This is a genomic window from Microbacterium karelineae (assembly GCF_009745985.1).
Classification (GTDB): Bacteria; Actinomycetota; Actinomycetes; order Actinomycetales; family Microbacteriaceae; genus Microbacterium; species Microbacterium karelineae.
On the sequence record NZ_WFIX01000191.1, the window covers coordinates 1 to 21,241 of the forward strand.

A 21,241-nucleotide genomic window follows, 5' to 3' on the forward strand; every position below is an offset into this window, starting at 1 on the left:
CGCCGCTTCGGCCCGCGCCCGCCGCCGGTCGGTCTTCACCGCCCGCGCCATCTGCGTGACCCGGTCATAGATCGCCCGCCCCTCCAGACTCGGCACGAACATCCACAGCTCACTCATCCCGTCGTCACACTCCGTCAGCACCACCCGGCGCTCCTTCCGCGCCCGCGCATGCCTCTCCCGCAGCGACACCGGTGCGAGCTGCGCCGCCTGCAGCTTCGCGATCTTCCCCACCTCCCCCGCCGTGCGCACCCTCGCGAACGCCACTGCATGCGCATCCAACGACGCCTTCCCACCCGCATCGAGATTCACCCCCGCGCCCGCGATGACATCCGCGTGCCGTTTCGAGATCCGCCCCTCCGACAGAGCCTCCAGCGTCACCGGGAAATCCGCCACCAGGCGCTCGGCGTCCTCCATCCGGTGCTTCGCCGACGACGGATGCACCCGCGTCGCGACCGCGACCTCGGCCGCCATCGCCCGCCGCGCATACTCCGGCCCATCCGGCGCCTCCTGCCGGGCGCCCTCCGCGTGCGCGATCCGCGCCAGCTCCGCCAACACCCGCGCCTTGACGCCCTCGGCCCGCGCGATATCCCGATCGCACTCCGCGACCTCATCGATCAGGCCCCGCACCCGCGCCAACTCACCCGGCGTGAGCCCGGGCAGCTTCTCCGCGACGCGTTCGTGATCCATGACCCCACGCTACGAACCACCACTGACAAACGAAGAGACCTTCGATGAACGCAGCGATCGCCCTGACCGTGATGCGCGCCAGGTGCCTCACACGTCGCGATTGAACGCCGTCGACCGGGCGTCCGGCGATGAACGACCACGGCTGAGAACTGCCGGCGGAGGGCGCGCGTGAAGCGGCGTGTCGCCACAGCCGGTCGTCACGACGGCGCCGTTTCGGAAGGCCACGGGACTCAACCGTCGCCCCGACGCCGGATGCAGCTCCGGAGATGGCGACACCGGGCACGGGGCCACACCGATCAGTCGGCGTCGCGACCGGCGGTCGCCTGGTCCCCGCCAGCCGCTCGCAGCCGCGCCCGCGTGTTCCGCAGCAGCAGGATCCCCACCGCGACGAACATCACGTGCGCGGCGGCCTCGAGCCACAGCGGTGCCTCGGCGCCCATCAGGATCGTGAGATCGGACGTCGCATGCGTGAGCACCAGCGGCCAGATCCACGCGAAGCGCGCCTGGAACGCCGCCATCGCGAAGCCGGCGATCGTCGACAGCAGCACCGTCACAAGCACTACGTCGATCCGGCTCGGCGTCGTCGCGAGAATCGACAGATGCTGGAGGCCGAAGAGGATCGCCGTCATCACCACCGCGGGGGTGAGCGAGAAGCTCTCCCGGAGCGTCTCGAGCACCACGACGCGGCTCGTCAGCTCCTCGTTCACCCCGACCAGCAGGAGCGTCAGTGCCCACAGCCCGAATCCCGGCTCCGCGAACACGAGCCCGTCGGGCACCAGTGCCCACACCAACGCCTCCGCGACGAAGGGCAGCAGGAACAGCAGTGCCGTCCACGATCGCCACAGCCGGAACATCCCGCTGCGCCGCCACAGCCCCAGCACTGAGACGAGGATCGCGGCGAACACCGCGCACACGACGTTCGCGAAGAGCCCGATGTACCAGCCCGTGACGCCGATCAGCGGTGCGATCCCGATCGCGGCGAGGATCAGGAGGAAGCGGGCGACGTGCACCGCAACGGCGAACGCGAGCGCACCCGCGAGGTTCGTGGGAATCCTCACGGCCCGACCATATCGCCGCCGCGCGGATCGACGCAGTGGGGATATCCGCCGATCCCGCGATCGCTACGATCGTGCCATGACCTCCGACCTCCGTGTCCCCGCGGCGCGCTCCTTCGAAGCGGGCGCCGACGCATACGAGGCCCACCGCCCGCCGTACCCGGACGCGCTCTTCGACGACATCCTGAGCCGCGTCGGCGGATCCCCGCTCGCGCGGATCCTCGACATCGGCGCCGGGACCGGCCGCGCCACGATCGCCCTCGCCTCGCGCGGCGCGAACGTCGACGCGCTCGAGCCGTCGAACGACATGCTCGGCGTCCTCACCCGCCGGGTCCGACAGGAGGGGCTCGACGACCGCGTCACGGTGCGCAAGGCCGTCTTCGAGGACCTCTCCCTCGACGCCCGATACGACGCCATCGTCGCGGCGCAGTCGTTCCACTGGACGGATCCGGACACCCGCTGGTCGCGTCTCGCCTCGCTCCTCGGATCCGATGGGCGCGCCTTCCTCTTCTGGAACGCCTGGAGCCTCGACGCCGACCACCACGATCTCGACGCCGTCGCGACGATCTACGCCGCGCACGCCCCGGAGCTGCCGCCGGATCTCCCCCGCGATCTCGTCTCCCGCATGTGGGCCGACGGTCAGATCGACGCGCACCCCGACGTGCGACTCGCCGACCGGATCACGTACGGCTGGGACGTCCGGATGTCGGCGGCCGATTACATCCGCCTGCTCGCGACGATCTCGCAGTATGCGATCACGCCAGCCGCGCAGCGCGAAGGGCTGTTCACCGCGCTCGAGCCAGCCCTCGGCGAGGAGGTCCATCTGCGCGGCACGACCCTGCTCCTGGTGGTGGCGAAGGCGTGACTCGGATCACGCGCTCGACGCGGTGATCGCCGACCGGGTCGTCGGCACGAGAGCCGAGAGCGCGGACGGGGGCATCGCCAGCTGATCCCGCCGGTCGACGCGGCGCCTGCCGCATGTCTCGCAGCGCACATAGACCACGACGCCCTCGCTCGTGCGGTGCGCCGACTCCGTCGCCCAGCCGTGCTCGTGTGTCCACGGTGCCGTGCCGTGGGTGGGTTCCGACCGCTGCTCTGTCGCCATGGGATTCAGCCTGATGTAATGCCCTTATGCAACTCAACCCTTACGGCGAGTACGCGGTGCTCCTCGCCGCGTCGCTCGCGAACGAGTGGCCCGCGGACGGCTCCGGGATCGAGTCGCGGACGCGCGAGTTCGGCATGACGATGGCCTTCGCGCGCTCCCCCGACGACCACGCCGCCACACGACGCGTGATCGACCGATGGCTCCGCATCGTGGACGCCGCAGACGATGACGAGCGCGCTGCGCTCCTCAACGCCGAGATGGCCGCCGCCGCCGCCTACCCGCGCCTCACGAACCACGACGACGAGGGGTGGCACCTGCACTACCGCGACGAGATCCAGTCACTCGCTCACGTGCTGCACGCCGTCATCAGCGTCGGCACTGCGCTGCACCTCACGACACGGGGCATGCATCGCCTCGGACGCTGCGCCGCGGACCCCTGCCGACAGGTCGTCGTCGACGTCACGCGCAACGGGCGCCAGCGCTACTGCTCGGTGCGCTGCGCGAACCGCGACGCCGTGCGCCGACACCGCCGACGCGCGCGGGCGCTCTGAGCCCGCCGCGTCACCACGGCATCGCTCGGTCGGGATCCCTCGTCGCGTCGTCGGGAAGGTGCGGCAGCTGCTCGCCGCCCGCGCGGATGCACAGCCAGCGCATATCGCCCGCGCCATCCGGATCCGCGCGCCAGGTGCGCCAGACGCCCGGCCCGACCCGCACGACGGATCCGGCCCGCACGTCGACGACCTCGTCGTCGAGCCCCATCTGACCCGCCCCCTCGAGGAACACGTACAGCTCTTCGATGCGGGAGTGCGTGTGCCAGTACCCCGCCTGTTCCCCGGGCGGCATGGCATTGGCCGTCATCCCGATATAGGCCATCGACAGCTCGTGGTCGACGACGCGCCTGCCCTGCTTCGAGGTCTCCGGCCGGAAGCCGCCGAAGTGCCCGCCCCACGCGTCCGGCGCGCCGATGTCTCGGATCTCGTAGTCGCTCATGCCGCCACGCTACGTCAGACCGCCGACATCCGTCCCGACGCGTGTGGGCGCGCGCCCCGAGGGACGCGCGCCCACACGGAGGGAGGCCGGCTCACGCGGTCGGAAGCACGAGCCCCTGCCCGACGAGGATGAGGTCGGGGTTCGACACCTCGTCCTGGTTGACGGCGTAGATGCCGAGCCAGCCGCTGTCGAGGTCGAGCGCCTCGGCGATCTCGAACAGCGTGTCGCCCGACTCGACCGTGTAGGTCTCGTCGGACGCCTCGACGTCCGGGAGCGTCTCCGGCACCGACACCGTCTGCTCCTCGGCGACGGGCGCAGCGGGCGCCTCGGCCGGAGCAGCAGGCGCCTCACCCGGCGCCTCAGCCGGAGCGGCCGGCGCCTCCTCGGCTGGAGCCTGCTCCTCCGCGGGCGCGGAGCCGCTCGTGTCCGCTGTGCCGGAGGCGCCGATCTGCGCCGAGCATGACGGCCATGCGCCCCAGCCCTGCGTGGCGAGGACGTTCTCCGCGACGCGGATCTGCTCCTCGCGCGACGCGTCGGCCGGGTTTCCCGTGCCGCCGTTCGCCTCCCAGGTGGGAAGCGAGAACTGCAGGCCGCCGTAGTAGCCGTTGCCGGTGTCGATCGCCCAGTTGCCGCCGGACTCGCACTGCGCGAGCGAGTCCCACGTGGCGCCGTCGGCGGCGTTGGCCGCCGTCGGGACGAACATGGCGCCGGCGACGACCGCGAGGCCCGCCGCGGTGAGGCCGCTCTTCGCGAAGCGCGAGCGGCGCGTGGGGGTGGCGTGGGGGAAGGTCTTCTTCGAGAACACACTCGTCTCCAGGATCCCGTCTCGCTCCGCGGTGTTCCGCGGAGCGCATCCGCCCGACCGGCTGTCTCATTCGAGGTCAGGGTGCGAGGGGCTCTCGGGCGGATGAGACGGCGGCCCCTCGATGTCGAGTCCGATCACCCTACGCCTCCATCACGATCAGATAACAATCCAGCACAGCACCTTGCCAGGAACGTCATCAGGTCCCTTGACCTTCGCGCAGACCTCGAGACGGGCCTGGAAGAATGGGCGGATGACCGCCCGCGCGCACCGCTTCGACATCGACCGGATCGGCACGGGCCTCGTCGTCGCGACCGCACGCGGCGCCCTCGAAGCAGCCCTCTACGCAGGCGCCGCCGTCGTCACCGCCCCGCCGGGAACGGGCAAGACGACCTTCGTTCCACCACTCGTCGCGAACCACCTCGCGTCCCACGGAACGGGCCGGATCCTCGTGACGCAGCCGCGCCGCGTCGCGGTCCGCGCCGCCGCCCGCCGCATCGCGAGCCTGGATGGCAGCCCCCTCGGGGGCCCGGCCGGCTTCACGGTCCGCGGAGAACGCGCGGTCTCGCCCGAGACCCGCATCGAGGTCGTCACCCCCGGCGTCCTCCTGAGACGCCTGCTCGCGGATCCGGGGCTCGACGGCGTCGATGCCGTGATCCTCGACGAGGTGCACGAGCGCTCCGTCGACGGCGATCTCCTGTTGGGGATCCTGTCCGAGGTGCGGCAGCTGCGCGACGACCTCGTGCTCGTCGCCATGTCCGCAACCCTCGACGCGGACCCCGTCGCCGCCGTCCTCGGAGCCGGCCGCGCCGCGCCGATCGTCGACGTCCCGTCCGCCCTGCACCCGCTCGGCGTCACCTACTCCCCCGGCTCCGCCCCGAGGATCGGCCCCCACGGCGTGACGCGCGAGTTCCTCGCGCACGTCGCATCGACGGCCATCGACGCCCAGGCCGCGAGCGGATCCGATGCCCTCGTCTTCGTCCCGTCCGCGCGCGATGTCGACGAGGTGGCGCGCGCGATCCGCGAGAGCGCGACGGGTGTCGAAGCCCTGCCCCTGCACGGGCGACTGCCGGCGCGCGAGCAGGACCGCGCGACCTCCGGCCGCACGTCGGAGGCGGATCCGCCCCGCATCGTCGTGAGCACAGCGCTCGCCGAGAGCTCGCTGACGGTCCCCGGCGTGCGCCTCGTGATCGACGCCGGCCTCTCGCGCGAGGTCAGGCGCGACCAGGCGCGCGACATGAGCGGGCTCGTGACCGTGAGCGCGTCCCGGGCGAGCGCCGAGCAGCGCGCCGGACGCGCGGCCCGGCTCGGCCCCGGGCGCGTCGTCCGGGCCTACTCCGAGGCCGAGTTCGCGGCATTCCGCCCCGCGAACGATCCCGAGATCCTCTCCGCCGACCTCGTCGACGCCGCCCTCCTCCTCGCCGCCTGGGGCACGCCTGAGGGACGCGGTCTCGCCCTTCTCACCCCGCCGCCGGCGGCATCGATGATGCGTGCGACGGCGACCCTCGCGGCGCTGGAGCTCATCGGATCCGATGGCTTCACAACCGCGCTCGGCACGCGGGTCGCGCGCATGCCGGTCGGAGCCCGCGAGGCCCGCGCGCTCCTCGGCGGTCCCGCGGAGGGGATCCCCGCAGACACAGTCGCCGACGTCATCGCGGCGCTCTCGGGCGATCATCGTGACGCGGGCGCCGACCTCACGCGGCTGCTCCGCGCGCTGCGCGACGGCCGCGACCCGGGGAGCCGCCGCTGGCGCACCGAGGCGAAGCGGCTCCAGCGGATCATCGAGTCGGAGCCGGGCCAGGCTGCCATCGGATCCGGCCGCGGGGGCGACGCCGCGGGCGTGATCACCGCCCTCACGCGGCCCGATTGGATCGCGCGACGCACGGCAGACGGATCCCGCACCTACCTGCTCGCCACCGGCACGCGCGCCGCGCTCCCCGAGGGGAGCGGCCTGATCGGATCCGAGTGGATCGCCGTGCACGAGGTCCAGCGCGCGGACGGCCGCGTCGCCGACGGCACCGGCGCCGTGATCCGGCTCGCCGCCCCGCTCACGGAGTCGGACGCGCTGCGGATCGGGCATGCCCTCGTCGAGGCGCCCCGGCGCACCTCGATCGACGGCGGGCGCGTACGGGTCCGCGAGGAGCGTCGGCTCGGCGCGATCGTGCTCAGCTCGACCCCTGTCGCGCCGCGCCCCGAGGACACGGGCCCGGCCTTCGCTGCGCACATCCGAGCGCGCGGGCTCGACGCCCTCTCGTGGTCCGATGCGGCATCGGCGCTGCGCGGGCGACTCGCGCTGATCCGCCGCGAGCTCGGAGATCCATGGCCGGACGTGTCAGACGACGCGCTGCTCGCCGGCCTCGCCGCCTGGCTCGGCCCGGACCTCGCCGCGCTGCGCCCCGACGCACCACTCGCCCGACTCGATCTCGCGAACGCCCTGCGCCGCCTCCTGCCCTGGCCCGACGCGGCGCGCCTCGAGGCCCTCGCGCCCGAGCGGCTCGAGGTGCCCTCGGGATCCCGGGTGCGCATCGGCTATCCCGTGGATGCGGGCGCGCGCCCCGTCGTCTCCGTCAAGCTGCAGGAGGTGTTCGGCCTCACCGAGACACCCCGCCTCGTCGACGGCCGCGTGCCCGTGCAGTTCCGTCTGCTCTCCCCCGCCCGCCGCCCGCTCGCCGTCACCGACGACCTGGCATCGTTCTGGGACGGTCCCTATCGCGAGGTGCGGAAGGAGATGCGCGGCCGGTATCCGAAGCACCCGTGGCCCGAGGATCCGTGGACGGCTCCCGCCACTGCGCGGACGAAGCGACGGGCGTGAACTGAGAGGGTCACCTCCCGAGCGGCGTCCACCCGACGGGGATCGGGCCGTCGACGATCGCATTCTCCTCGTCAGCCGCGGCCGACCAGCCCTGCGCCCCGTCGCGGGCATCGAACCCGCCCCGCGCCACGCGGAAGCCGACGTCATCGTGGTGCATGCGGGGTCCGCCGCCGCGCCGGGCCGACGCCCGCACACTCCACGCCTCGTCCGCGTAGCCGCCGCCGCGGAACACGCGGTAGTCGCCGTATCTCGCCGGGTCCAGCAGGTCCCAGCACCATTCCCACGCATTGCCGAGGGTGTCGAAGAGCCCGAACAGGTTGGGCATCTTCCCGCCGACGTCCTGCGGGTGATCGACCCGGTCGGCCGCCGTCCACGCCACCTCGTGCAGCTCGCCGTACTGCGGCTTCGTCGAGCCCGCGCGGCACGCGTACTCCCATTCGGCCTCCGTCGGCAGCCGGTATCCGTCGGAATCGACGCGCCAGGAGATCTCCGCGCCGTCGACGCGGTATGCCGGATCGAGGCCCTCCCATTCCGAGAGGGCATTGCAGAAGCGGATGGCGCGCTGCCACGTCACGTCGACGGCGGGGCGGCGCGGGTGCGCGCTCGGCACCCCGAGGAGCTCCGCGAGCATCTCCTCCGTCACGGCGTACGCGGCGATCTCGAACGGCTCGAGTTCCACCGTGCGCCGCGCCTTCCGGCGGGCGTCGTGCAGGGTCACGGATCCGGCGGGCAGCGCCGCCATCTCGACGTCGGGGGTCACCGTCTCAGGCTACGCGGGCGGGGAGGTGCGGGTGTCGGACCCGGTTCGTGTGCCCCGCACCGGCGTCGGAGAATCACCGCGACTCGACCTGATCCTGCGGCGTGTCTGCCGAGAACGATGCACGTCTCCGACGCTCGCGCTCGGGCCTGGCGACCGCTCCGACATCCGCGCCGAGTCCGGATGGGGGCCGGCGCCCGCGCGGCGGGATCGACAGAATCGGTCCGTCTCCGCGTCACTCGGCGCCGACGGCCGCGATCAGAAAGCCCGTCGGTGTGTCCGCCGTCGCACTCAGCACGATCTCGCGGACATCAGGGATCTCGCGGGACGACTCGAGCCGCGCAATCTGTCCGGTGCACTCGATCGTCTCGGTCGCGCCTTCGGAACCTTCGGAGGCCGAATGAGCGGTCCACGTGAAGGTGACCTCGACGCCCGCATCCTCCTCGCACGCGGCCCAGACCGATTCGACGGTGCGCGGGTCGTCGTCGTATCCGAGGGCGATCGTCGATTCTGCGCCGTCCGCGACGCCGCTGCCCGAGCCCAGCCGAGACTCCGGCAGGCTCTCGGACAGCGCATCGGCCCATTCCTGAGTCTCGTCGTCGAGCACCACCGTATCGGGTTCCGCGGAGCACCCCGTGGCGGCGAGGAGGATGACCGCGAGGACCGGGAGGAGCACGCGTTTCGGCATATCGCCACGCTAGCGCAGCCTCACGATCCGGCAACGAGCCGCCCCATGCGCGGAAAACGGGCGGATACTGGCCCCATGCGGAGGAAGCTGGTGATCGGCGCGGCCGGGGCGGCCATGATGCTGCCTCTGTCGGCGTGCATGACGGATCAGGCCGATCCTCCTCCCGCTGCGCCTCCCGCCACGACGGCGCCGGCGGTCCCGACGCCGAGCCCCACCGCCGCGCCCGACGGCACGATCGCACTCGCGACGCCGCACCCGATCACCGTTCTCGAGAAGGAGTCTCGCGGCGACGGCCCGCAGCTCTGCGTCGGCGGCGTCGCCGCGTCGCTCCCGCCGCAATGCACCGGCGTCGACCTCCTCGGCTGGAGCTGGGAGGATGTCGCCGGCGAATACGACGACCGCTCCGGCGTGCGCTGGGGTGAGTTCGTGGTCACGGGAGACTTCTCCCTCTCGGACGACACCATGCGGGTCACGCTCGTCGAGACGGACGGTCCGGATCGGGGACCGCGATGGCCCGACTGCGCCGACGAATGCGAGCAGCCGACCGAGGAGCAGGAGGCGATCGCCGGCGAGATCATCCGCGACCACGTGGGCATCTACTCCTCTGGCGTCGACGGCACAGGCGCCGTCCGAGTGGAGGTCGCATACGACGACGGATCCCTGCAGCGCGAGCTCGACGCGACCTACGGCGAGGGCGTCGTCATCGTCGAATCGATTCTCCTCCCCGTCGAGGAGTGACGGGTTCCGGCGATAGCGTGAAGGCGATGACCTCCACGCGACTCGACGCCCTCCTCGGGCGCCGTCATTCGACGAAGGCGTTTTCGCCGGACTCCCTCGACGCCGATGTGCTGTTCTCCCTGCTCAGCACCGTTTTCGGCACCGGCGCGCAGGGCCGGCGCACCTACGGATCCGCACTGGCGCGATACGCGGTCACGGCGTCGATCATCGTCGGCGACGTGTCAGGGATGACGCCGGGTGCCTACGACGTCGACGGCGACGCGCTCGCACGCCGCGACGCCGAGGACCACCGCGCCGCTCTCGCCGCGGTGACGCTCGATGCCCCATGGCTCGCCGAATGCCCCGCTCTGATCGTCCTCACCGTCGACCTCGCGACCGAGAACGAGGCGTTCGCCGCGCAGGGGCCCACCCGGGGCGAGCGGTTCGCCGCGATGGAGGCCGGGATGATCGCCCAGACCGTGCACCTCGTCGCTGAGAGCCTCGGGATCGGCACCGCGCTCATCGCCGGCCTCGATCACCCGGGGGCGCACGACGTCGCCGCGTCGGCGCTGCCCACGGGTCACACGCTCCTCGGGATCATGCCGCTCGGATACCCCTGGGCGCGCTGACGAGCGCTCAGCCCGCGCTCCCCCGCCACCACCACGAGAACCACCCACGCCGTGGCTCCTCCGGGGGCGGCTCGGGAGCGCGCGCCGCGCGCCGCTCATGCCAGGCCCGCACGTCCTCGTCGACGTCATGCGTCGGGGTGACGACGGGCGGGCCACCCTGCAGCTGCAGGCGCGCATGGCGCACGCGCCGATTGAAGTCCTCGAGGTGCGCCCGCACATCGTCCTCCCGCGCGAAGCCATCGAGCGTCTCGTCCATCGCGCGGTGCTCGTTCCGCAGCTGAATCGCCGGCGGCGCGAGGCCAGTGAGGCCCTCCCGCTCGACCTTCCGGCGGATCCACCAATCGGGATCATGACCGCCGCCGAGCCACTCGAGTGGCTTGCCCGCGCCCGGCAGGTCGTCGAACTCGCCGCGGCGCATCGCGAGCTGGATCGACGTCTCCACGGCCGCCCAGCGCTCCTCGCGCGTCGTCCAGCTCGGTGGCCCGCCCGCGCCGTCGGCCCGTTCCTCCGCCTCGAGGTCGCGGCCGTCGTCCGAAGATGGATCCGACATGATTCCTCCCGAGACCACGGTACGCCCGCGGGCGCGCGGCGGCGCCGGATCAGCCCTCGAGGATCACGAGACGCTCTGTCGTGCGCGTCATCGCGACGTAACGGTCCACGGCTCCCGTGATGCCCTCCCCGAACGACGCGGGCTCGACGACCGCGACGAGGTCGAACTCGAGCCCCTTCGCCTCTGCCGGCGCGAGACCCGCGACCCGCGGCAGAGCCGGCACGTCGACCCCGCCGATCACACAGGCCACGCCGTCGGGATGCTCGGCGAGCCACTCCTCGAGGATCCGTCGGAGGTCGGCGATGGGCCCGCGCGCCACCGGGATCCCGCTCGCACGCACCGAGGTCGGGACGTTCGCGTCGGGGATCGCCGCCCGGATCACCGGCTCGGCCTCCGCCATCGCCTCGGACGGCGTGCGGTAGTTGATCGTGAGCCCCGCGACGCGGGAACGCGTGATCCCAACCTCCTCGAGGCGCTCCTCCCAGGTGCGGGTGAAGCCCTGCCGCGCCTGCGCGCGATCGCCGACGATCGTGAAGCTCTTCGACGGGCAGCGCCGGATGAGCATGCGCCACTCCGCGTCGGTGAGCTCCTGCGCCTCGTCGACGATCACGTGCGCGAAGGGGCCCGCGAGCGCGTCGACCGGCAGCTCGGGCAGCGCCCCCTCGTCGATCAGGCGCTCCTGCATATCGGCCGCGTGCAGCATCAGCGAGGTCCCCTCGCCGTCCTCGTCGGCGTCCGAGAGGTACTCCACGACGCGCTCGATGCGCTCCCGCTCGGCCGCCAGCGCGGTGCGTCGCCGCCTCCGCCGCTCAGTGGTCTCCGGATCCCCGATGATGTCACGTGCCGCGTCGATGAGCGGCACATCGTCGCCCGTCCACGCCCCGCCGTCCGGTCGCTGCAGCGACCGCATCTCCTCGTCCGACAGCCACGGCGCGAAGCGGGCGAGGAGCGACGGCGAGCTCCAGAGCGCCGAGACCAGCCGGGCCGGATCCAGCACGGGCCACGCGCGGTCGAAGGCCTCACGCAGCCCCGAATGGCCCTCGAGCTCGCGCCGCGCGAGGTGCGGCGGCATCTCCTCCACCTTCGCGGTGAGGATCTCGAGGAGCTCGGCCCACACGAGGTCGCGCGCGTCGTTGTGCGGCGTGCCGTCGTCGGCGGCCTCGAAGGCCTCGGCCCACTCCTCCGGCTCGACGTAGATGTCGGCCCACGACGCCTGGATGACGGTGGGATCCTCGGGCGGCCGCTCGTAGTGGCGCACGATCGACGAGATCGCGCGCTCGAGGTCCGCGGATCCCTTGAGGGCCGACACCCGCGGATCCCGTTCGGGCACCGCGTCCTCCCCCTCGGGCGTCAGTCGACGCAGCGTCGCGATGCGCACGCTGTCCTCGCCGAGGCTCGGCAGCACGTCGTCGACATACGACAGGTAGCGGTCGTTCGGGCCGACGAACAGCACGCCCCCGCCTCCCGACTGCGACACGCGTGCGTCCGCGTACAGGAGGTAGGCGGCGCGGTGCAGTGCGACGACCGTCTTGCCCGTGCCCGGCCCGCCGTCGACGACCAGCGCGCCGTCGGAGCCCGCGCGGATGATCTCGTCCTGGTCCACCTGGATCGTGCCGAGCACGTCGCGCATGCGGTGCGACCGCGACTGCCCGAGGCTGCGGATGAAGGCCGACTGGTCGTCGAGCGCCGCGTCGTCCGCCACCTCGCCCCCCGCGAACACCTCGTCCCAGTAGTCGACGACGCGTCCGGCGCGCCAGCGGAACCGGCGGCGGCTCGCGAGGCCCATCGGGTTCGCGTGCGTCGCGGCGAAGAACGGCTCGGCCGCGGGCGCTCGCCAGTCGACGAGCAGCCGCGCTCCCTCGGGCGAGACGAGGCCCGTGCGCCCGATGTAGACGGGCTCGGAGGATCCCTCCGGCACGATCCTCCCGAGACACAGATCCAGCGCGAACCGTCGCAGCACCGTCTGCCTGGACGCCAGCCGGTGCACGGCGATGTCGCGGTCCATCGCGTCCTGCCCGTCTCCGCCCTCGGCCCGGCGCGCATCCGCCAGCCGGCGCTCGATGTCGTCTCTGCTCGCCGCGAGGGCACGATCGATCTCGCGGAACCGCTCCTCGTCGGCCGCGATGAGCGCGGGCGCGGCCTTGGCGGCGAGATTGTCGGGCAGGGCGAACGCGGATCCGGAGGAGGTCACGATGATCCATTCTCCGTCACGCGGCGGCCCGCGGCGCGCCGAACGCCGCGATCCGCCGCGCCGACGATCCGCCTGATGCGGCAGGATGAGCGCATGACGCCAGCCGACCCGCGCCTCGCGAGACGAGCGCACGAGGAGCTCGACGAGTTCCAGCTCGCCGAGACGAACCCCGACTTCCGCGTCGACATCGAGCGGATCCGCTTCTCGCCGTACTTCTCTCGGCTGTCCGCCGTGACCCAGGTGATCGCGCAGACCGGTGCGGGCCTCGCGGTGCACAACCGGCTCACGCACTCCGTCAAGGTCGCCGCCGTCGCGCGAGCGATCGCGATGCACCTGCACCGATCCACGGGAACGGTCGGCGAGATCGTCGAGGAGCTCGGCGGCTGCCACCCTGTCGTCGTGCAGGCCGCCGCCAGCGCGCACGATGTCGGGCACCCTCCCTTCGGGCACCTCGGCGAGCACACACTCGATCGGCTGGCGCGCCACCGGTTCCGCCTGCGGGAGGGCTTCGAAGGCAATGCGCAGACCTACCGGATCCTCACCCGGCTCGACGAGCACGATCAGCCCGGCGTGGGGCTCAACCTCACGAGCGCCGTCCGCGCGGCCGTCCTGAAGTACCCGTGGCTGCGCGGCCAGGGCGGCGGTCGGCGCGGCGGCACGAGCAAGTTCTCGATGTACACCGTCGACCTCGGCGACGCGCAGGATGCGCTTCGTGCGTACCCGCTGATCGCCGAGGGCCAGCAGACGCTCGAGTGCTCCGTCATGGACATCGCCGACGACATCGCGTACTCGCTGCACGACCTCGACGACTTCTACCGCGCCGGGCTCCTCAACCAGGCGACGATCTCGGGAGAGTTCCGCGCGTGGCGCCGCGACCTCGCCGAGCTGCGGGCGCTCGACGCTCCCTCGCTCGCGATCGCATCGCGCTCGCCGGGGCACGCGCTCGAGCTGCTCTGGCGCCGCCTCGCCGACAGGGATCCCTGGATCGCCGACGCCGACGCGTTCGAGCAGGCCGTGTCGAAGGTGACGAGCGAGGTGATCGACGGCCTCCTCACGGTGCCGTTCGACGGATCCCTCGCGGCCGAGCGCTCGCTCGCGGGCTTCACCTCCGATTGGATCGCCCACCTGCAGTCGTCGGTCGAGGTGCATCGCGATCCCCCGCACCGCTCCGGCCACGCGACCCTCGACCGCACGGCGTGGCACGAGGTCGCCGTGCTCAAGTTCCTGCACGAGCGGTTCATCCTCGACCGTCCGGACCTCGCCGTCTACCAGCGCGGGCAGGCGAGCGTGCTCGAGCGGCTCGTCGACGGCTTCACGGCGTGGCTCGACGACGCATACGACGTCCGCCGCGCCCCGAGACGCCTCGTCGACCTCGTCGACCTCGCGACGGAGGACCACATCACGGCGCGCCGCGAGCACCCGGAGCTGCTCCCGACGACCGACGAGGCGGAGCTGCGTCGCCGCGCCGTCGGCCGCGGCGTCATCGACTACGTCGCCTCGCTCACCGACGCCCAGGCCGCGCAGCTCGACGCCCTGCTCGCGGGCCAGACCGAGCGGCTCTGGGACGCCGGTCAGGGGCTCTGAGCGAGCGGTCATCACGAGAGGATAGCTCCCGGCGAGGATGGTTTTAACTATTGCCGCGGCGCAACTCAATCGCCGGATGATCCGCGCGTCGCCTGACTAGAAGCCTGAAGCCCACGACCACCAACCCGATGACCCCGGTGGCGAGAACGAGCTAGGCAGCGAGCACCCGCGCCTTGGGGAGGATCGGAGCCACTCACTCGTTCGGCGCTACGACATTGTCGCCGAGGACGCGCACCGTGGCGTCGACGGTGCATGCGGTCATGCCCCCGCGCAACGCCCAAAGGAGCAGCAGGTCCGCGAACCATCTGAACACCGCGGGCCGGAATCCGCCCAATACCGACCACGATCGCTGGCACCCTGCGAACAGGACCGAACACTCAGGTCGGGGTGGTCGACACACCCGCTGTCTCGGTCGACCACAGTGCCTACCACGAGGCGAAGAGGATCGCCGAGAGTCTGAGTCCGATTGTCATCGCCCTCGAGATATGGTAAACGACGAGCCAGAACGCCACCCGTGCGAGCACAGCCGACACAACAAAGACCGCGAGGCTGGCAGCGACGACCTCCTTCAGCGCGCGCGAATCCCACGACGTAGATAACCACGGATCACAAGTTTCTTCGCCGTCATTGATGCCGCGGCTACGTGACGGAGCCACGCGCGCGGTCTCAGCCCGGGTCGAGGCACCCGGCTACGGACCCATAGGTGTGACCGCGCGCCTTGGCACACTGCGTCCCGGCGAATTCTCGCGAACCTTGGCTTCGAAGTATCCGGTCGCGCGCCCCAGCTCCGTCCACGGAAACGCGCATTCACCTACCGGCAGCTCAGACAAGGCAGCGCACCACGCTCCGGCTGCTCGCTGGCTTCTGCGACTCGGTGTCAGCCGCAGGCGAGCTCCCACGCGACATATGTCAAGAACGACTCGACGAGGTGCGCGTTGTGGTCGACATCAAGCTAGTTAGAAACCACTTGGGACTTCTCGTCCCCTTGGACCGGGGAAAAAAGATGTCGCCCGTCACATTGGATCACGCCGGAACCCGGTTGGTGGCCGGGTTCACCCCTGATCAGACGGCAACTCCGTTGAATCGATTAGGTCGATCCAGTTGTTGATCTGACCCAGCGCGGTTCGAATGTGCGTAACGCCGCTCGTAGCAGTCTGCACAGGCTTTTTCAGATCCCGGGACTGCTTTTGCAACGGAGCGATCGACCCGATGAACCCGGAGAGTCGGGTGTCGACAGTGTCAGTGGCGGTGCCGAGGACTCGGATCTGATCAAAGAACGCCTCAAACTGCGCGCGAGAATCCGGGTCTCCGAGGGCCTCGGACGGCGCCGACTCGATGACGATCCGTACTCCTTGATCGACGGAGGAGACTTTTCGCTCGAACTCTGCGCCCGCGCTCTCGATACGATCGGTGGGTTCCTGGAGCCGTTTCGCTGTTTCTCGAACGATCAGTAGCTTTCCAGCGAAGGTGCGACCGCGGTTGTCAGTCGCCATGTCTGCCGTAGCTTGCGAGGCAACCGCGCCCATGTCCTGGACACCGCTGGCAACCTGCTCTAATAGAGGAGCCCACGACTTTAGATCATCTTCCATGCGAGCGAGGATATCGAGTCGCCCCTCGTCGATGTCGAGCTCGTCACCGGCATCCCCAACTGTGGCTGTAACGAGTTCGGCGACCCCGGCCTTGTCGGCGTCGTCGTTGGCGCTCTTGATGCGCTCCGCCATCTTCGCGAGGGTGCGGCTGTACAACTCTGATCCACGAGCCTCATGCCGTAGATCCGTCCAGTCTTCCCATTGGCGATCCTGGATGATCCGCACCAGCTTGTCCTCCGTCGTTTCATCCTCCAGGCCTTCAACGGAAATCCAAAGAATCGGGAGAAGCAGCCCGCGCAACCCTTCGGCCTCGGTCCGCTGCGCGAACGACTCTATCTCGCTCCGACACACCGGACTCTGGAAGAAGGCTGGCGTGATAACCGGAATGAAGAACGCTACTGTACCCAGGTTCCTCTTGATAACTGATTTCCATGCATCCCCCCACTCCAAAGAGTCGCGGTCGATGAATAGAGAGACTTCGGTTCCGCTGATCATCTGGTAGACGCGCTGGAGGTCACGTCCCAGCTCAACGATCTTGTTGAAGGACGCAGTGTTGTCGTCGTGCACATACGACCAGAAGCCGTCGTTGGAGGTCATGCGAGCAACATAGCAGACCGACGTTCTTGACGGTATAGCAGCTGTCGGAAGCCGTCGGGTTCCAGTAGCGTGAAGGCGAAGCGATCGTTCGGGCTCCGGAACCCGAGCGCAGTGTCGCACAGATGTTCAACACGCGCGTCATCGGTCGCCCTCGGACCGCTCGAGGCGCCCCGCCTGTCGAAGACGGCAAGGACGTCGAGCTCGCGACGCATGATCGTGCGATAGAGAGGGAACCGCTCAGGAAGGGGTCCTTCGGGACCCTGTCGGTCTGCGAGGAGAACACGCGCTCGAGGTTCTTCGTCCGCGAGCAGGACCCTTGCGACGATTGGTGGGATAGCCTGCGTCGTAGAGCAGGTCTCGCTTGTGACGGCGATATCTGAGGGTTTCCTCTTAGTTGCGATAGGTCATCCTGTCGAGGATGCACCGAACAGCGCGACAACGTCGGTTCCGTCTCGCCGGGGTGCGAGCGCCAAGGCGAGCCGTGTTCGAACGTGTAAGAACTTCTGCCGCTCCGCCAGCAGTGCTTTCTATTGCGTCGCCGCGCCGTCGGCCGCGGCGTCATCGACTACGTCGCCTCGCTCACCGACGCCCAGGCCGCGCAGCTCGACGCCTTGCTCGCGGGCCAGACCGAGCGGCTCTGGGACGCCGGTCAGGGGCTCTGAGCGAGCGGGGTGCTCAGCGCCATCCGAGCGCCGGGGCGACCTCGGTCAGGATCGCTCCACGGGCGCCTCGGCGGTCTCGAGACTCTTCCGCATCTTAACGCTCGTGATCTCGTAGCCGAGCGACTCGTACAGTTGACGCGCCGGTCGATTGAAGCCGAAGACGCTGAGCCCCAGTGTCACCGCTCCTCGTGATCGGGCATATTCTTCGGCGAGCTGCATGGCCTCTCTGCCGAGCCCTCGTCCGCGATATTCAGCGTCGACGACGACGTCCCACACCCACCAGGACGTCGGGTCCTGGGACTGATCACGACCGAGCCAGAGATAGCCGACTGAACGTCCCGTATCATCGATCAGATCGAATACGGCGTTGTCCTCGAGGGGATGCCCGGCGGGGAAGGACTCCCGGATCGAGCTCTCAGCGTGCCGACGAGCCTCGTCGGCCGATCCCCCCAGGGCCACGAGGTCCGCCGCATACTCGGCACAGCACCGCTGCATCCACTGCGGGAAGTCATCGGAGCGGACCGGAACCAGACGCAGAGGCATCGAGCCAGCTTATGCCCCAGGCCATGGGCCAGCAGCCGGTGACGTCGCGCGTCCCGTTCGGTGACTCGGTGGGGTGGGTCACCTCGACGGGGCTCACCGTGCTCAGCGCCAGCCGAGCGCCGGGGCGACCTCGGTCAGGATCGACTCGATGAGGTGCGCGTTGTAGTCGACGCCCAGCTGGTTAGGCACCGTGACGAGCAGGGTGTCGGCCTCCGCGATCGCCGTGTCGTATCGCAGCTGCTCGATGAGCGCCTCGGGCTCGTCGGTGTACGAGCGCCCGAAGATCGCGCGCCCCGTTCCCTCGATCTGGCCGATCTGGTCCTCGGAGTCGCCCCCTCCGAGGAAGTACCGCCGGTCGGTGTCGCTCGTGATCGCGATGATCGAGCGCGAGACCGACACACGCGGCTCGAAGCCGTGCTCGTGCCGCGCCCACTCCTCGCGGAACGCGCGGATCTGCGTCGCCTGCTGCACGTGGAACGGCTCGCCCGACTCGTCGTTCTTGAGCGTCGAGCTCATGAGGTTCATGCCCAGCTCCGCCGCCCAGCGCGCGGTGGCGTCGGATCCGGCGCCCCACCAGATCCGCTGGCGCAGCCCCTCGCTGTGCGGCTCGAGGCGCAGCAGGCCGGGCGGGTTCGGGAACATCGGGCGCGGATCGGGCTCGGCGAACCCATGGCCGTCGAGCAGCTGCAGCAGCAGCTCGGTCTTCTGGCGCGCGGCCGCCTGTCCCGTCGGGTCGTCGTCCGCCGATGCATAGCCGAAGTGCCTCCAGCCGTCGATCACCTGCTCGGGTGACCCCCGCGAGATGCCGAGCTGCAGCCGCCCGTCGGAGATGAGGTCGGCGGCGCCCGCGTCCTCGACCATGTACATCGGGTTCTCGTAGCGCATGTCGATCACGCCCGTGCCCAGCTCGATCCGGCTGGTCTTCGCACCGGCCGCGGCCAGCAGCGGGAACGGCGAGGCCAGCTGGCGCGCGAAGTGGTGCACGCGGAAGTACGCGCCGTCGGCGCCGAGGTCCTCGGCGGCCTGCGCGAGATCGATCGACTGGTGCAGGACGTCACTCGCCGAGCGCGTCTGCGACTGCGGGTGGGGCGTGAAGTGCCCGAATGAGAGGAACCCGATCTTCTTCATGGTTCTATTCTGACGCATAAATCAACACAGGGCTCCGCGGGCAACTACTCGTCCGAGACGACGCGGATCCAGTCGGCGTGCTTCGGCGCGCGGCCGTCGCCGGAGGATCGCCCCGTGAGGCGGCGCCGCACCCACGGCGCGACGTGCGCGCGGTAGTAGGTGCGCGTATCGAGGTGCGGCGCCGGATCGCCCGGGTGCTCCCACCAGTCGGGGTGAGCCTCGAGGCCCAGCGCCTCGAGCACCCGCGCCGCGACGCGGTGGTGCCCGCGCGCGTTCATGTGCAGGCGATCCGGTGACCAGAACGACGGATCCCGCAGGCGCGCGTCGGTCCAGTTGACCGCCCAGACGATGCTCTCGTCACGCCGCAGGCGCGTCGTGACCGCCGCCGTGAGGGCGTCACCGCGCCGGCGGATCAGCGACGACATCGGCAGACCGCCCGACGGATCCGCCCCCGCGAGCAGGACAGGGATGACGCCCTCCTCGGCGCAGCGACGCGTGACCATCACGTACGCGTCGACGATCGAAGCGATCTTCGTGCCAGGGCGCAGCATGTCGTTGCCGCCGCCGTTGAACGACAGGTGCGTCGGACGCAACGCGAGCGCGGCCTCGAGCTGCTCGTCGACGACGGGCCACGCCAGCCGCCCGCGGATCGCGAGGTTCGCGTATTCGATCGGCTCACCGGCCTGGCGCGCCCATCCCTCCGCGGTCAGATCCGCCCAGCCGCGGGGCGTCCCGTCCGGCCGCTCGTCTCCGACGCCCTCCGTGAAGGAATCCCCGATGGCCACATACCGCACGCTCGTCACAGCGCGAGTCTACGACGCGTCGAGCACCCGGCCCTTCAGGTCGCGCAGGCCCCACGCGCCGACAGCGGCGATCGCGAAGAACACCGCGAACACCGTGAAGACGAGGCCCGCCCCGCCGAGGTTCAGCGCCCACGGCGTGAACAGGGGCGCGATGATCGACGCGATGCGGCCGAAAGCCGCCGCCCAGCCGGCACCCGTCGCGCGCACGGGTGTCGGATAGATCTCGGGCGTCACGGCGTAGAGCGCGCCCCATGCGCCGAGGTTGAAGAACGACAGCAGGCAGCCGAAGAGGAGGATCTGCCAGACCTCGCTCGCGGAGCCGAAGAGCATCGCGGCGACCGCGGATCCGACGAGGAACGTCGACAGCGTCGCTCGCCTCCCCCACACCTCGATCAGCCACGCCGCGACCGCGTAGCCCGGAAGCTGCGCGAGAGTGATGATGAGCGTGTACTCGAAGGATCGCAGCAGGTCGAAGCCCTGTGCGACGAGGATCGACGGGATCCAGATGAACGCGCCGTAGTACGAGAAGTTCACGAAGAACCAGACGATCCACAACGCGGCGGTGCGGGGCGCGAGACCGTCGCGGAACAGCGCGCGGACGCCGGCACGGGCCGGGCGTGCGGGCGCCGGCTCGGCCGTCGGTGCCGCGTCGGGCGTCGGTGCAGCCCGCGCGACGCCGCGCTCGAACCGCCGCACGACCGCATCGGCCTCGGCGACGCGCCCGCGCGACTCCAGCCAGCGCGCCGACTCCGGCAGGCCCCAGCGCACGATGATCGCGTACAGGGCGGGGATCGCGCCGATCGCGAACGCCCAGCGCCATCCGTTCTCGAGCGGCACGACGAAGTAGCCGATCACGGCGGACGCCGTCCAGCCGAGCGCCCAGAACGCCTCGAGGATCACGACGAGCCGCCCGCGGATCCGTGCGGGCGCGAACTCGCTGACGTAGGTCGACGCGACCGGCAGCTCGGATCCGAGGCCCAGCCCGACGAGGAACCGCAGCACGAGGAGCGCACCCACGCCGCCGACGAGGGCGCTCGCGCCGGTCGCGACGCCGTAGACGAGCAGCGTGAGGGCGAACACCTGCCGCCGGCCGAGGCGATCGGCGAGGAGGCCGCCGACGCTCGCGCCGATCGCCATCCCGACGAAGCCGATCGAGGTGATCCAGCCCGCCGTGCCGCCGTCGAGGCCCCACTCTGCGGACAGCGCCGCGATGATGAAGGCGATCAGCCCGACGTCCATCGCGTCGAGGGCCCAGCCGAGGCCGGATCCCGAGAGCACGCGCAGGTGCGCCCGTGTGAAGCGCAGTCCGTCGAGGCGCGCAGAAGGAGAGGTCACACCGACAGGTTAATGTC

21 protein-coding genes are annotated in these 21,241 nt (G+C 70.7%); 7 read left to right on the forward strand and 14 right to left on the reverse strand.

Going from position 1 to position 21,241, the window contains the following annotated elements; translation table 11 throughout:
- Together GB932_RS16480 and GB932_RS16485 are read right to left on the reverse strand one after the other, a co-directional pair.
- The coding region (locus tag GB932_RS16480) for a DUF222 domain-containing protein (protein WP_156761808.1) at positions 1 to 687 on the reverse strand (687 nt) is incomplete at its 3' end.
- A gap of 296 nt (positions 688 to 983) precedes the next feature.
- Positions 984 to 1,745, reverse strand: a complete 762-nt coding sequence (locus GB932_RS16485) for a CPBP family intramembrane glutamic endopeptidase (RefSeq protein ID WP_197517535.1) — start codon at positions 1,743 to 1,745, stop codon at positions 984 to 986.
- 76 nt (positions 1,746 to 1,821) lie between these two features.
- On the opposite strand from GB932_RS16485, the gene GB932_RS16490 reads away from it, so the two are divergent.
- Positions 1,822 to 2,607, forward strand: coding sequence for a class I SAM-dependent methyltransferase (locus tag GB932_RS16490; RefSeq protein ID WP_197517536.1), 786 nt, complete (start codon positions 1,822 to 1,824; stop codon positions 2,605 to 2,607).
- 6 nt (positions 2,608 to 2,613) lie between these two features.
- Here the strand turns inward: GB932_RS16490 and GB932_RS16495 are convergent, their stop codons facing one another.
- Positions 2,614 to 2,847 (reverse strand): hypothetical protein, encoded by a 234-nt coding sequence (locus GB932_RS16495; RefSeq protein WP_156761811.1) that lies wholly within the window; start codon positions 2,845 to 2,847, stop codon positions 2,614 to 2,616.
- A gap of 26 nt (positions 2,848 to 2,873) precedes the next feature.
- Between GB932_RS16495 and GB932_RS16500 the strand changes: the two genes are divergently transcribed.
- The gene (locus GB932_RS16500; RefSeq protein WP_156761812.1) at positions 2,874 to 3,398 is read left to right on the forward strand and encodes a CGNR zinc finger domain-containing protein; all 525 of its coding nucleotides are present in this window, start codon (positions 2,874 to 2,876) and stop codon (positions 3,396 to 3,398) included.
- A gap of 10 nt (positions 3,399 to 3,408) precedes the next feature.
- Here GB932_RS16500 and GB932_RS16505 read toward each other — a convergent pair whose 3' ends face one another.
- The gene (locus GB932_RS16505; RefSeq protein WP_156761813.1) at positions 3,409 to 3,837 is read right to left on the reverse strand and encodes a cupin domain-containing protein; all 429 of its coding nucleotides are present in this window, start codon (positions 3,835 to 3,837) and stop codon (positions 3,409 to 3,411) included.
- A gap of 91 nt (positions 3,838 to 3,928) precedes the next feature.
- Complete coding sequence (locus GB932_RS19675) at positions 3,929 to 4,642, reverse strand: LysM peptidoglycan-binding domain-containing protein (protein ID WP_306769971.1); 714 nt, start codon at positions 4,640 to 4,642, stop codon at positions 3,929 to 3,931.
- Positions 4,643 to 4,892: 250 nt separating this feature from the next.
- Between GB932_RS19675 and hrpB the strand changes: the two genes are divergently transcribed.
- On the forward strand, positions 4,893 to 7,451 hold the full coding sequence (gene hrpB / locus GB932_RS16515; RefSeq protein WP_156761814.1) for an ATP-dependent helicase HrpB: 2,559 nt from the start codon (positions 4,893 to 4,895) through the stop codon (positions 7,449 to 7,451).
- A gap of 10 nt (positions 7,452 to 7,461) precedes the next feature.
- Here hrpB and GB932_RS16520 read toward each other — a convergent pair whose 3' ends face one another.
- Both GB932_RS16520 and GB932_RS16525 read right to left on the reverse strand, forming a co-directional pair.
- On the reverse strand, positions 7,462 to 8,193 hold the full coding sequence (locus GB932_RS16520) for a formylglycine-generating enzyme family protein (RefSeq protein ID WP_156762241.1): 732 nt from the start codon (positions 8,191 to 8,193) through the stop codon (positions 7,462 to 7,464).
- Between the two features lie 250 nt (positions 8,194 to 8,443).
- Positions 8,444 to 8,896 (reverse strand): hypothetical protein, encoded by a 453-nt coding sequence (locus tag GB932_RS16525; protein ID WP_156761815.1) that lies wholly within the window; start codon positions 8,894 to 8,896, stop codon positions 8,444 to 8,446.
- Positions 8,897 to 8,971: 75 nt separating this feature from the next.
- Between GB932_RS16525 and GB932_RS19285 the strand changes: the two genes are divergently transcribed.
- Positions 8,972 to 9,634: a hypothetical protein gene (locus GB932_RS19285; protein ID WP_197517537.1), complete on the forward strand. Its 663-nt coding sequence runs from the start codon at positions 8,972 to 8,974 to the stop codon at positions 9,632 to 9,634.
- Between the two features lie 26 nt (positions 9,635 to 9,660).
- Positions 9,661 to 10,242 (forward strand): nitroreductase family protein, encoded by a 582-nt coding sequence (locus GB932_RS16530; RefSeq protein ID WP_197517538.1) that lies wholly within the window; start codon positions 9,661 to 9,663, stop codon positions 10,240 to 10,242.
- Positions 10,243 to 10,249: 7 nt separating this feature from the next.
- On the opposite strand, the gene GB932_RS16535 is transcribed toward GB932_RS16530, so the two are convergent.
- Entirely contained in the window at positions 10,250 to 10,792 is a 543-nt protein-coding gene (locus GB932_RS16535; RefSeq protein ID WP_156761817.1) for a DnaJ family domain-containing protein, read from the reverse strand.
- A 49-nt stretch (positions 10,793 to 10,841) separates the two neighbouring features.
- The gene (gene helR, locus GB932_RS16540; protein ID WP_306769972.1) at positions 10,842 to 12,983 is read right to left on the reverse strand and encodes an RNA polymerase recycling motor ATPase HelR; all 2,142 of its coding nucleotides are present in this window, start codon (positions 12,981 to 12,983) and stop codon (positions 10,842 to 10,844) included.
- A 93-nt stretch (positions 12,984 to 13,076) separates the two neighbouring features.
- On the opposite strand from helR, the gene GB932_RS16545 reads away from it, so the two are divergent.
- Positions 13,077 to 14,567 (forward strand): deoxyguanosinetriphosphate triphosphohydrolase family protein, encoded by a 1,491-nt coding sequence (locus GB932_RS16545; protein WP_197517539.1) that lies wholly within the window; start codon positions 13,077 to 13,079, stop codon positions 14,565 to 14,567.
- Between the two features lie 1,052 nt (positions 14,568 to 15,619).
- On the opposite strand, the gene GB932_RS16550 is transcribed toward GB932_RS16545, so the two are convergent.
- Positions 15,620 to 16,753 carry a TIR domain-containing protein gene (locus GB932_RS16550; RefSeq protein WP_156761819.1) on the reverse strand — a complete coding sequence of 378 codons (1,134 nt, stop codon included), beginning with the start codon at positions 16,751 to 16,753 and terminating at the stop codon, positions 15,620 to 15,622.
- A 530-nt stretch (positions 16,754 to 17,283) separates the two neighbouring features.
- On the opposite strand from GB932_RS16550, the gene GB932_RS19680 reads away from it, so the two are divergent.
- Positions 17,284 to 17,415: a hypothetical protein gene (locus GB932_RS19680; protein WP_306769973.1), complete on the forward strand. Its 132-nt coding sequence runs from the start codon at positions 17,284 to 17,286 to the stop codon at positions 17,413 to 17,415.
- A 45-nt stretch (positions 17,416 to 17,460) separates the two neighbouring features.
- Here the strand turns inward: GB932_RS19680 and GB932_RS16555 are convergent, their stop codons facing one another.
- The 4 genes from GB932_RS16555 to GB932_RS16570 form a co-directional block, all read right to left on the reverse strand.
- Positions 17,461 to 17,958: a GNAT family N-acetyltransferase gene (locus tag GB932_RS16555; protein WP_156761820.1), complete on the reverse strand. Its 498-nt coding sequence runs from the start codon at positions 17,956 to 17,958 to the stop codon at positions 17,461 to 17,463.
- 102 nt (positions 17,959 to 18,060) lie between these two features.
- Entirely contained in the window at positions 18,061 to 19,086 is a 1,026-nt protein-coding gene (locus GB932_RS16560; RefSeq protein WP_156761821.1) for an LLM class flavin-dependent oxidoreductase, read from the reverse strand.
- Positions 19,087 to 19,130: 44 nt separating this feature from the next.
- Positions 19,131 to 19,889, reverse strand: coding sequence for an SGNH/GDSL hydrolase family protein (locus GB932_RS16565; RefSeq protein WP_197517540.1), 759 nt, complete (start codon positions 19,887 to 19,889; stop codon positions 19,131 to 19,133).
- A 9-nt stretch (positions 19,890 to 19,898) separates the two neighbouring features.
- Positions 19,899 to 21,224: an MFS transporter gene (locus tag GB932_RS16570; RefSeq protein ID WP_231916268.1), complete on the reverse strand. Its 1,326-nt coding sequence runs from the start codon at positions 21,222 to 21,224 to the stop codon at positions 19,899 to 19,901.
- Positions 21,225 to 21,241: the final 17 nt, after the last annotated feature.